This window comes from Francisella sp. 19S2-4, from assembly GCF_036281795.1.
Taxonomy (GTDB): domain Bacteria; phylum Pseudomonadota; class Gammaproteobacteria; order Francisellales; family Francisellaceae; genus Francisella.
On the sequence record NZ_JAWUZH010000056.1, the window covers coordinates 1 to 12,257 of the forward strand.

Consider the following 12,257-nt stretch of genomic DNA (forward strand, 5'->3'; position numbering starts at 1 on the left):
AATACTAATATCTGTAACATCTGTATTTTACAAAATATATCTAACAATTTGGGATATTAATTCAACAGTCTTTATTTGACTCAAGTTTTAGAATTATCATACTTGCAAAAGTTTTTGTAATACTACCTATTCCAAAAACGGTGTCTTTACCCACTTTTATTGTTTGTTGTTTGTTGCTATATCCATAATAATAGTTGTCCATTAATTGAAATTGCTACGCTTACAATATTATTTTCTAAAGCCCAGTCTACAAAACTCATTTTGATATTTACATTTTTAGCATATATATATTTATTTACATATATTTAAAAAGATTACAAAAATAGTAATTCGAATATTTTAGACATTGTTTTTTAATGACATATTGTAAATATTAGTTAGTTACTTTCTTTATCATATTTTTCAGATTTACATGCTTTCAAAGCATCTTTTGTTGTTGCCTTATCAATACATGATTTTTCTTGCTGTATTGTGTCTAACTTTTGCTGTAGTCTTGTAATTTTCTGCTGTATTTTTTTACTAATTTTTGCCTTGTGTGCATTAAAGTTTTGTTGTTGCTCACTATTCGCAGTAGTATTAGAAGAACTGTCAGTGTCTGCAAAAGTTATAAAAGGGACAACAGCTATCGCCACGGCTAACAATATTTTTTTCATTTCTTAACCCCTTATGGTTATTGATTACATTTCGAATCATATCACAGTATATTAGAAATATTATTTCTTAATTGTTGCAACTTTTCTTTTCTTTATAATAATCTGTAGTGAATACTAATTGAGTAACAAAAAAATATCTAACGTGGAGGACTTCTGCTAGTCCTGTTGCAACTATTTAGAAATTTATAGAAACACAGTCGGTACTGTTACAAACGTTGACTAATTTATTTATTATTCTATTTAGATTCGATAATTTCATCTAACAATTATGAGAGACTTAAAGTATAAACATTTTACAGGTGTAGTTATATTGTGGGCAACTCGTTGGTATTTAAAATACGGTATAAGCTATAGAGAATTAGAAGAGATGCTTAAAGAAAGAGGAGTAGATGTAGATCATACAACAATTTATAGATGGGTTATACAATATTCTCCAGAACTAAAGAAAAAGCTAAGTTGGTATAGAGGCAGAATATATTTTAAAACTTTAAGAGTAGATGAAACCTATATAAAAGTTAAAGGTAAATGGAAATATCTATACAGAGCTGTAATTAGGTTATGAGTGGATGAGGATGTTTAAGAAAGGTCAGTTTGATACTTGGACTAAATTCAGAAATAAATCTGAAGCTAATTTTATAAATGAGTTATTTGATGTCTATAGCCATAATTGTATCTAATGAAAATTAGGAACCCTTATATTTCTTAAATTTCTAAATAGTTGCAACAGTGCCTAAAAAACTATTTTAAAAATCTCTGTTTTTTAATTTCATACATTTTACGAACCATTTAAATTACATTTTGTTACAACTCTTACATTTTTTAGAAACATATTATTATAATAATGTGCCAAAGAAATTAAGTACAAATATATACCTAATGAATGAGAATGAAATATTACTTAAAGATCATATCTTGGCATCTTTAAATAACTATATAGAATACAGGTTTTCAAATATCTTTATTAATCATCCTCATAATAAAAGAGCCAGAGATATAAGAAATTTAATAAAAAAAATGAATAGTTTAAATAATATACTTTCTATAATATGTTATGAATTATATTTGCTAGATGATGATAAGGGAGTCAAATTTAATAATATGTATATTGATGACAATTATAATTTGGATCTGGAATATTTTTATAAAAAAAATAATAAATTTTCATCAAAAACTATAGTTCATAAAAATTCACATTATCATCATATCTTATTAGATAATCTAACTCAAATTGAATCTTACTATAAAAATAATCCTGAATGACATGTATGATTTCTGTATTTATCAATAATTACTACTTGTAAATATTTATCCAATGACCAACATGTGATAATTTGGGCTCTGTTGCAAACTTTGACTAATTTAATTATTAATTTTAGAATTTATCTTTATATTCGATAATTTCATCTAACAATTATGAGTGAGTTTAAATATAAACATTTTACTGGTGAGGTTATATTGTGGGCAATTCGTTGGTATTTAAAATACGGTATAAGCTATAGAGAATTAGAAGAGATGCTTAAAGAAAGAGGAGTAGATGTAGATCATACAACAATTTATAGATGGGTTATCCAATATTCTTCAGAACTGAAGAAAAAGCTAAGTTGGTATAGAAGCAGAATATATTTTAAAACTTTAAGAGTAGATGAAACCTATATAAAAGTTAAAGGTAAATGGAAATATCTATACAGAGCTGTAACTAAGGATGGTTATACTGTAGATTTTTACTTGTCACATACCAGAAATACCAAAGCAGTTAAACGCTATTTATCAAAGACATTGAGAAACTATTCTACTTATGTAATATTCTAACTGTATTATTGTTATTTATGATTCTAAAAAAAATTAGTATCTAGAATACAATTAATATGGTTTGTTGAAAATTTATCAATAGGTACGATATACACCTCATGCCATATACCTAAGTTAGACAGCAAGCCTTCTTGGCGTTGATGTTTATATGTTTTCCAAATATCTAGATGCTGTGAATGCCCTTTTGCCCATTGCTCTAAACTTTCAAAACTTAGAAAACAAGCATACACTGAACTACTTTTAAGTAAAGTAATCTTCTTATATTTCCTTAGGTTATTTATATCAATATCATAAAGAAATCTTGCATATTTACATCCAATACTATTATTCTGATTTTGCAATCCTTTAACACTTATTTGTAATTTTTTTTCTAAATGTTCTTTATATAATATAATCTCATCATCAATTGCAGCATCCCAGTTCTGACCACTTCTAATAATGCAAAGCTCTTGTATTTGCCGACCGTGTCTAGGTAAGTTATCAATATTACCTTTATTTAATATAGGCATCCGTTTTCTCATAGAGCCCCAAGACCCATAGTATACTGAACCATCTAAATTTTCTGCCAAATTAAAAATTCCAGAGTCATTAATAACACCTTTCTGACTAGATGAATGTGTTTCAATGTTTGATATCGGAGTATTAATAATCTCATACCAATAGCCCATCTCTGGATAGTTCATTTTAATAAATAATTCAAATATATTGATATATCTATATTTATCAGACTCATCTAAATAATAAAGTAAAAAAACAATATTATATCTATTCTTAAATGATAAAAACTGAGAGATTTTCAGGAATGAACAAGCAAAATACTTATCAATAAGATTAAGTACTTTTGATGATATTTCTTCAATATTTTTTGCTGATTCTATAAATTGTAACCCTATCTGTATTAAAGTAACACTTTTAACATCTATAGGTAAGTTTGCTACTATAGGTTTATTTATGCTTCCTAGCATATTTATATTTCCTCTAAAGTATTATTTTTTGTTAGTGCACATCTATAATGCCCAACAACATCGAAATCGAATTTAGCTTTAGTAATTTCCTCAGGATTGATATCTGCATAAAGAATACCTTCTTGACCTCTAAGTGGGCCTGCAATAATCTCTCCGGCAGGATTACATATTAAACTACCTCCTGAATATAAATTATCATTTTGATCTTTATCATTCTCACATATGGATAATTGTTTATGTATTTCACAACTATAAATATCATCAATTTTTGCATATTGATTTGATGAGATAACAAAACATCCGCCTTCCTGTGCTATATGTTGCATGCTAGTCATCCAGCTATCTCTTCCATCTGCTGTTGGAGCAACATATAACTGAACTCCCTGCTCATATAGATGATTACGTAATAATGGCATTTTATTTTCCCAACAAATTAACCCTCCTATTTTAGTATCATTTGTCTCAACAACTTTAACTGTTTGAATATCACCCTCCCCCCAGATTAATCTTTCTGAGGCTGTTGGTTTAATTTTACGATGTTTATGTATAAGCTTGCCATTATTATTAAAAATTAACATACTACAATAAATAGTCCCAAGAACATTGCATGAATCAACCTCTAAAACACCAATAATAAGATCAATTGCATATCGTTTTGCTAAAGAAGCTAGCTTAGCTGTTTGACATCCTGGTACTTTAATTGCCTGTGAATGATATTTTACAAAGTCATTTCTACCCTTGATAGTACGAACACCAACAGAATTACCAAAGTTCATACCTCTAGGATAGCCTCCTAAAAATACTTCTGGAAAAACAACCACATCTGCACCATTACTTGATGCTTCTTTAATTAAGATAGAAGCTTTTTTTAGTGTTTTTTCTACATCGCCATATATAGAATGAGCTTGTACACAGGCAACTTTAAGTTTTTTCATCGTTGTACTCCTCTTTAACAAATTTATTTCAATAATAATTAGAAAAGAGCTTCATCAAAAACAATATCACCCCAACCATTTTCTGCAGAAAATGTTGTAGCAGGATTTTGTAATGTAATCATTAATGTATCTGTATCACATATAATTTGGTGCACTACGCCTTTTGGAACTTTAAAGCAACTACCCTTTTTATATTTTATTAACTGTTCATTAACTAATACTTGACCACTACCTACTACAAAACATAATGTTGCATCATAATGTTCATGATGATGTTTTACATTTTTATCACCAGCAACTATGTATGTTAAATTATATCCAACTCTATCAAAGGAACCTAAATACATATTATATTCATGAACTTTAGGGCTCCAAATTTCTTCAATCTGACTTATTGCTTTACTTATTTTACCCATGTTAAATTTACCTCTTAGTTATATAACAATTCAAATATTAACAAGATATCTATATTAAGAAATCAGGACTTTTGTGCTGTTTTATATTATAAAGTGAAGATATATAATAATAAAAATCCAATATAACTAAGAAATAAGTAATTTGTTAAAACTTAACTTTTTGAGTCAGTACGATCCTGATAATAAATTTTTATTATTAGCCTTAAGGTCTTCTAGTGCTTGTATTATATCAATGTTATTTTTTCAAATATTAGACTATCCAACTTACGGTATGTGGGCTGGCTTTTATTCTTGGTTTTTAACTCAAACAGATATAAGTGATAATTTATCAAATCTGAATCGTTGTTTTTTTATTCTATTATCTACAATACTATTTATATTTACTACTTGCCTAGGACTCTCACTTACATCTTCTCCATTATTATTTGCATTAGTATTAGGATTATTTGGACTATTTAGTGGATTTTGTTGGTATTTTTCTTATGTTATCTTTCATGTTTTTATCTGGGATACATGTATCTTTGCTTATACAATTATGATCAATCAAGAAAAAATAAATATTTATAGTATTTCTATTATTATACTAATTAGTGGATTTATTTCAGTTATAATGTGTTTAGCTTTTGCTATTATCAATTACTTTTTCACAGGTAAAACATTTAAGTTTTCTAAAAATTTATTTGAAAAAGAAAAAGGATTACAAAAAAATATTAATACTTATTTAATATATGGGGTTAAGCTTAGTTTTATTCTATTTATTTCACAATATTTGTTGCTTATATATAAAGTAAGTCATGGCTTCTGGATTATTATTACTATTATTGTTTGTTTTTTACCAACTACAAAAGACACCTTAATTAGAGTTCTCGAGCGTGTTTTAGGAACATTTATAGGCGCTATTATTGGTTATATTATAATATACTTTTTTAACTCAAATATTATTGTTCTTGAAATAATATTTCCTCTTACTTTATTTATTACTTATTATTATCGCTGTCATAAATATCATATATCAACTATTTATCTCACTTTAACAACAATGCTATTTATTAATGCTGTAACTCCCAATGATTATAATATTGGTATACTACGTTTTACTACAACATTAGTTGGCACAAGTATAGTTATTATCTTTATAAAATTAGTTTTTCCTATAGCTAAAAAGTTAATACACCATTAGCGAGTTAAGTAATGTAGAGCCTGCTTTTAATAATTCTTGGGGAATTAGATTATCAAATCCCATTACTTGAAGCTTCTTATATAACTCAGGTCGACTATATACTGAAAATTTAATATAGAGTTGGTCATTAAATAAACTATCAATAGTGCTTTTAGTTATTTTTTTTTTATCAATTTTACTTATAACACTTGCAATTTCTTGACTACTTAAATTAGCCATAAACAAATATATAACCTGTTTTTCTCTACGTGAAAGCATGATAGAGTCATTTGTTTGTCTTACTGATGTTGTTAAAGCATTTTGCAATATAGTTTCAATATTAATTTTACCAATACCAAGACAATAGCAAAAAACACCAACAACATTATTTGTTTTTGAGTTAATAATAGGCAATTTATGTGTAATATAAGGTGTCAATTTATTTTGAAGTCTATTAATTTTAAGGGCAATTCTAACTTTTTTATTTTCTATAACATCTTTTTCTTCTTGACGTACAATTTTTTCAATATTTGGATCATTATCATATAAAGGTAACCATAAGTCCTTATTTATTAAATGATCTGGACTAATACCTATTAATTTAGCCCAATAATTTGAAACATAAATATATTTACTTTCGATATCTTTAATAATTAGACTTTGTTGAGGTAAGGCTTTATCTATATAGTTAATGCTTTCGATAAATCTTTCAAGAAATTTCTCATCATTCATTAAACTATATCCTAATAAACCCTTAATATCCTCATTATACCTTACCTTTATCCGCTCTGTTGCAACTATTTAGAAATTTATAGAAATATAGTTCTCACTTTTCGTTAGATACAATTAGGGCTATATACATCAAATAATTCATTTATAATATTAAATTATTCCCAAAAAGAAATATTTTAGTTACATCTACAGTATTATCATTCTTGTTTAATATAAAAATAATAGTTTTAGCTTAATTACAAAGTGTTCTAAATAGGCAACAAGACTGTTAGGAAACCACTCTATAGCATAAAATTAAGTTTATGACTGAAAAGTTAGATATTTAAATTCATAGCCTTTATACAATATGATAATTACTAAACTTTTTAAGCGCTGTTGCTAATGAAGCTTTAGCCCAATTAAGTGGCGTAATTGGAGATGGTAAATAATATCTTTGCTCATCAAAAACAATAACATTTATACTTTCAGGTAATAGCTCTACATTAATTGGCTGACCATCCGCTGTTATATAATCACAAGCTGTCATTTGAGCTAGAGCTCTTTTGAGATGCCACGCAACTTTGTTAAAATATTTATCCTTATCGAATTTCTGTGAATATTTATCATATAGATTCATCATCGCTAAAGCTAACATACTGTCAAAAAACCATTGTGCTTCAGAATCTTTAAATCTTCCTTTAGCTCTTTTTGCAAACTCTTCTACGCTGGAGGCATCATCTGTTAAGCTTTCTTTTGCTGTACTATCATCTTCAAACCAAAAATTACCAGATTGATAACTATCACCTTTGTAACGTATCACTCCATAATCACGCACAAGATCTTCTACTAAAGCTAAACTTTTTTGATACTCAGCAAACTCTAGACCATCACTAAAATATGGTGTGAAAATATGCAACATCGCAGCGTCACTCTCACGGTAACAAATATCATCAGATTTATAAAGTGATGACTCTCCACCGCTAGCTATCTGAGTTTTAACTTTATCCATACCTAAATTACTTAACTGTTGTAAATCTATCGATAATTTAAGGTTTTTATTATCTAAAGTACTTTTCCATTGCTTAGCAGCATTCGCTACCAAAGAAATACTACTTGTATTTACCCTATCAATTTCCTCCCAAGCCCCTGCATCAGCATATTCGTAATATTTTATTGATGCTAATAAACCAAAAAATTGCTCTAAAAATACTACTAATGATGAATCGTCTACATTAAATATCTGTTTTTGATAAGCATCATTTAAAGCTAACAAAAAAAGTCCATGAGCATCCATCTGCTTATGGTTCCATACTTGTGGCTCACCATTTATTATTACATCATCATAACTCTCGCTGGAGCTATCAAAACGAATATGAGGAACAGCCATTTTATCTGCTGCTAACTCTGGATTTGCTATGATATCTTCAAAACGCTTCTGTTGCGCAGGCGAACTATAATATTCATAAAGCTTATTAATTAGAGTTTTAGCGTCATTTTCTTTGAATTCACTAAAGTAATAATATACCCAAATTGCATCACGCACCCATACAGCATCATAGTTTGTAGCATCATCATTAGTATCTCTTTCTGCTGCTTTAGGAAAGCCTGTTTTAGTTAGACCTATATCAAAAGCATTATCGTACTTATCCAATATGATTTTTGCTTGGGCAGATGTAAGCCTATCTTTAAGAAAAGGCTTTAGATCTTCATTCATATAGCTGACACTACCGCCTTCTGGGATTTGTATATCTTTGTATATATATTTTGAGCTTTCAACAAACCTTTTTATATTATCTATATTAGACATAAAGGTCCTCCCCTATTTGACAACTTTTAAATTATGCACAATCACTACCAAAGTAACCAATACCAAAAGCATAACAGGCCCTACTAACATTGCAGGCTCACGCCCTAATAGATTACCAAGCATACCTGATAAAGACGTCCCTAATGGAATACCTATTGCACCGACAGTTACTAAAAATGATGTTGCTCCACTTGATACATACGGAAGCTTATCCATTGCATAACCAAGAACGGATGGATATATACATGAGTCACTAAGTCCTAATATAGCCATTAAAATTACAACAAACATAAATGATTTTGTATATATAAAAACAAATATAGCAAAAGCAAATATTAATCCTGAGACTACAAGATAGCGCTCAATTCTTATTTTAGGTAGTAAGAATTTACCAAAAAAGATTCTACCTAAAAGTTGAGAGCCTGAATAAATAGCAACTAATAGCCCTACATCTTTCATATTAAAACCCAAATCAAAATGCAAATGTGGCTGATTATAGTAGTTCATTATCTGCTCTGTATAGACTATACAAAATAGTGCGATAGCCATTAGAATAATAGGCTTAGACAAAAATATAAATTTAGGCTGTATTGAGTTTCCTGCTTTAGTAATTACACCCTGTTCAATTTTCTCATTAATTCGAAGAGACAATAAAAACAATATAAAGACGGTAAATAAAACCATAACTACCACAAAAACTGCCTGCCAACTAGCGTAAAAAAGAATATTTCCAACTATAAAAGCACTAGACAAAAAGCCAAGACTGAAAAATACATTTAAAAGGCTAAGTTTACCTTCTGATTCACCTTGTTTCTCTACAGTTCCCATTACAATATAATTACATGACACTAGTACATAACCAACGGCCATATTACATATAAAAGTCATTGTAGTATAAACATAAATATTTGGAGCAAATATCGATAAAATTGACCCTACAATCATAAATAATGCGGCAACTATTAAAGTATTTTTTCCTTTAATTTTTTTAATAAGAATACCACCAGTCGCCATTGCTAAAATCTGCCCCCACAGACCAAAACCATCAAAGAATATAATAGTATTAGAATCAATACTAAAATGCTGTGAAATTGGCACTGTCAACATACCATAAATAGCACATTGAAAACCAGTAAATAAAAATGCTACAAACGTAAGAAGTATCGCCTTTTTACGATCGATATCTTTATCAAATAAACTTTTTTTAATATCTGAAGATATATCTATAGATGCCATAACAAGTCCTTCACTAAATATTAATATGAATTGATATCAAATCTTGATAACTAACATTATATAGACAAGTAAGGTTAAGAAAAAGTTAAATATAGGCTTGATATTTTTTTAGGTATATAAACTCAAATAGTATATTTCAATATCTAAACTAATCCTTTAATTTAAAAAATTTTATATCTAAATTAAAAATCAATTTCTCGTGTCAGATAAAAGGCAATATCTTTTTCATAATACGCAGATTCATTCACAAAAATAGGATACCACTCTCCAGGCTCATTCAACAATTGAACACTACCATCCATCAATTCAAAAACTGGATCTTGCTCATCAATTAGTTTAAAATCATTGCCATTAATATTATGATGAATTACTGCATTAATATTACTATCACTATCTCTAGGAAAAGCAATAGCTTTAACTGGTTCATATGCTTTACAGTTTTTGATTTCTGGTAAATCATCACAGTTTGCCATCTCAACAAACTTAATAATTTCATTTAATATTTCGGTAGTTATTTCAATAGCTTTTGTATCATAAACACTTGTATGTACAGCCCCAATTTCAATAGTTAGTGACATTGGTGCAATATTATTAATTGCCACATCTGTGATACTTTGATGTTTAATAACTCTAAGATCATCAATTTGTTCAACCAGATATCTACATAACTTGTTAACAAATGGACTTCTACCATCAGTAATTATTGTTTTACCAAGATTTGTAGTTGTCGTATGAAAATCAACTAGAAAATCAACGGGAGAGTCTGATTTAAATCCATAAGTTTGGTTAATTTCTCGAGCTCTTTGATCTTCGTAAGTATTTAATGAAAGATTATTTAAATCCTCAGTTGAAAAAGATCGATTTAAATCTTGATCTTTATATCTTTTACTTAATTTAAAGGCTTCAGGATTTGATAATAAAGGTATAATTTCAAATGTTTTTGCTTTTAATGGATATTTTTTCAACCGATTAATTATATAGATACCGGTATACTCATTCCCGTGGACACCGCCACTAACTAATAGCTTATTTATTTTCATGAAAATACTCATAAATTTGAATATATAGATACTGATAAGTTTACATTATAGTTTAATAGAATTCTGCTATTCTATGACTTGATTATAGAATCTATTATCTAAATCTCTCAACAAATAGTAAAATTACTATAAACATTAAGCTAATCCTTTAACTTTAATAATTTTCTAATTTGTAAGGCAATTAAAAACCATAATAATGTTGCTAATATGGATATGATTTTTAAGCTAAGTACCACTCCTAAATTAGAAATAGAATCATCTTTTATAAGAATAACAGCAAACGGTAATATATTATCTACAGCTTTGTAGTAAACATCTACTCCTGTTATTTTTACTAAATAAAAATTAATATTACAATTTAAGCTAAATATTAAAACTAATAGCAAAAAAGGCTTTAATAAACTAGTCCCACATCCATTTATAAAATCATACAACCAAATCCATATTTTAAGACTTAGATTCTTAGACTCTTCAGCTTTAGATAACAAATAGTGCCTATGCAACTGCTGAGCTTCCATATAAGCATTATTACGATTAAAAAATTCTGCTAAGCAACTAAACTCGATTGAACCAGCCCTTTTACTCTTTAAAAGCTTATCAAATGATTTAGGATGTAATTTAACACTACGGCCCACCCCTGACTTATTATCAAATTTTGGCAATGATATAAATAATTGATCTTCACAAGTTAATTTTTCAATTTTAGTATTTTTAAATTCTATACGCCTAATATTCTTGTTAAAATCAATTTCCTCTATAGTACTATCTTCAAAAACAAGTGCATATTCTTGAGTATTACTATTATTTTCAAAACTAATATTCGGTAAAGTTGATGATTTGATATAAATAATTCGACCATTTATATAAGCTTCAATATTTTGAAACCATGTAATTGATCCAGATCTTCTATATATATTTATGCTTTCAAATTGAATTCTTTTTACCACAAGGTTTATGCTATGGTCAGTATTATTTACACTATTACCTACTTTAAAATGCGTAACCCCTTTAAGATGCATTTTTTCTACAATTGCAACTCTGCTATCCAACTCTAAGATAAACTCTGATGGCAATAAAAATGCTGCTGATTGCCAATTTGCATAATTACCTTTAACTTCTATGAAGCTATTAGAACAATCATCACATAATTCTAGCTTTATAAGACCTCGATCATAATTAAGGTTTACTCTATATAAACCACTAAAAAATATTAGCAAATCTTGTCTATCAATATAGTTAAATACTTCTAAGATATTACAAACAACTTTTTTCTTTGAAGCACTAGGATCTTCTTTCAACTTATTAAATAATTGTCCACTTAACTCGTCTAATTTAACATCCGATATTAATAGTTTTTGTAAATATTCTTCAACATACTCTGTAATAAAATAATTTTCTCTACAATTGAGATAATCAAAATCGCCAACTATAACATAATCATTAAGCAGATATAAAAGACTGTTGAATAAATCTTTCAATTTCTATGAATAGGAATATTTTTGCTATTTTTAGTAAAAACTTAGCCT

11 protein-coding genes and 2 pseudogenes are annotated in these 12,257 nt (G+C 28.0%); 3 read left to right on the forward strand and 10 right to left on the reverse strand.

The features are described 5' to 3' along the window. Positions 1-61: 61 nt before the first annotated feature. On the reverse strand, positions 62-202 hold the full coding sequence (locus R8535_RS10880; RefSeq protein WP_442902179.1) for a serine hydrolase: 141 nt from the start codon (positions 200-202) through the stop codon (positions 62-64). A 175-nt stretch (positions 203-377) separates the two neighbouring features. Next, positions 378-653 carry a hypothetical protein gene (locus R8535_RS09830; RefSeq protein WP_329498885.1) on the reverse strand — a complete coding sequence of 92 codons (276 nt, stop codon included), beginning with the start codon at positions 651-653 and terminating at the stop codon, positions 378-380. Between the two features lie 268 nt (positions 654-921). Between R8535_RS09830 and R8535_RS09835 the strand changes: the two are divergent. Together R8535_RS09835 and R8535_RS09840 are read left to right on the forward strand one after the other, a co-directional pair. Next, positions 922-1,203 (forward strand): annotated as a pseudogene (locus tag R8535_RS09835) (DDE-type integrase/transposase/recombinase); the annotation flags it as partial. An 863-nt stretch (positions 1,204-2,066) separates the two neighbouring features. Next, positions 2,067-2,435 (forward strand): annotated as a pseudogene (locus R8535_RS09840) (IS6 family transposase); the annotation flags it as partial. Positions 2,436-2,485: 50 nt separating this feature from the next. Here R8535_RS09840 and R8535_RS09845 read toward each other — a convergent pair. From R8535_RS09845 to R8535_RS09855, 3 genes are read right to left on the reverse strand one after another with little or no spacing between them, the layout of a single operon-like run. Beyond that, positions 2,486-3,427: a phenylacetaldoxime dehydratase family protein gene (locus R8535_RS09845; protein WP_329498883.1), complete on the reverse strand. Its 942-nt coding sequence runs from the start codon at positions 3,425-3,427 to the stop codon at positions 2,486-2,488. A gap of 2 nt (positions 3,428-3,429) precedes the next feature. Further along, positions 3,430-4,362 carry a carbon-nitrogen hydrolase family protein gene (locus tag R8535_RS09850; RefSeq protein WP_329498881.1) on the reverse strand — a complete coding sequence of 311 codons (933 nt, stop codon included), beginning with the start codon at positions 4,360-4,362 and terminating at the stop codon, positions 3,430-3,432. Between the two features lie 38 nt (positions 4,363-4,400). Continuing rightward, positions 4,401-4,778 (reverse strand): cupin domain-containing protein, encoded by a 378-nt coding sequence (locus R8535_RS09855; RefSeq protein WP_329498879.1) that lies wholly within the window; start codon positions 4,776-4,778, stop codon positions 4,401-4,403. 160 nt (positions 4,779-4,938) lie between these two features. Here R8535_RS09855 and R8535_RS09860 point away from each other — a divergent pair, with 160 nt between their 5' ends. Next, entirely contained in the window at positions 4,939-5,958 is a 1,020-nt protein-coding gene (locus R8535_RS09860) for an FUSC family protein (RefSeq protein WP_329498877.1), read from the forward strand. Here R8535_RS09860 and R8535_RS09865 read toward each other — a convergent pair. The 5 genes from R8535_RS09865 to R8535_RS09885 form a co-directional block, all read right to left on the reverse strand. Next, positions 5,944-6,669, reverse strand: a complete 726-nt coding sequence (locus tag R8535_RS09865; protein ID WP_329498875.1) for a hypothetical protein — start codon at positions 6,667-6,669, stop codon at positions 5,944-5,946. The two genes, R8535_RS09860 and R8535_RS09865, sit on opposite strands and share 15 nt — an antisense overlap. Before the next feature lie 337 nt (positions 6,670-7,006). Then, positions 7,007-8,455 (reverse strand): hypothetical protein, encoded by a 1,449-nt coding sequence (locus R8535_RS09870; RefSeq protein ID WP_329498873.1) that lies wholly within the window; start codon positions 8,453-8,455, stop codon positions 7,007-7,009. 12 nt (positions 8,456-8,467) lie between these two features. Next, complete coding sequence (locus R8535_RS09875) at positions 8,468-9,691, reverse strand: MFS transporter (RefSeq protein WP_329498871.1); 1,224 nt, start codon at positions 9,689-9,691, stop codon at positions 8,468-8,470. Between the two features lie 182 nt (positions 9,692-9,873). Continuing rightward, positions 9,874-10,731, reverse strand: coding sequence for an aspartoacylase (locus R8535_RS09880; RefSeq protein ID WP_329498869.1), 858 nt, complete (start codon positions 10,729-10,731; stop codon positions 9,874-9,876). Between the two features lie 140 nt (positions 10,732-10,871). Continuing rightward, positions 10,872-12,209, reverse strand: a complete 1,338-nt coding sequence (locus tag R8535_RS09885) for a hypothetical protein (protein ID WP_329498867.1) — start codon at positions 12,207-12,209, stop codon at positions 10,872-10,874. Between the last annotated feature and the right edge of the window lie 48 nt (positions 12,210-12,257).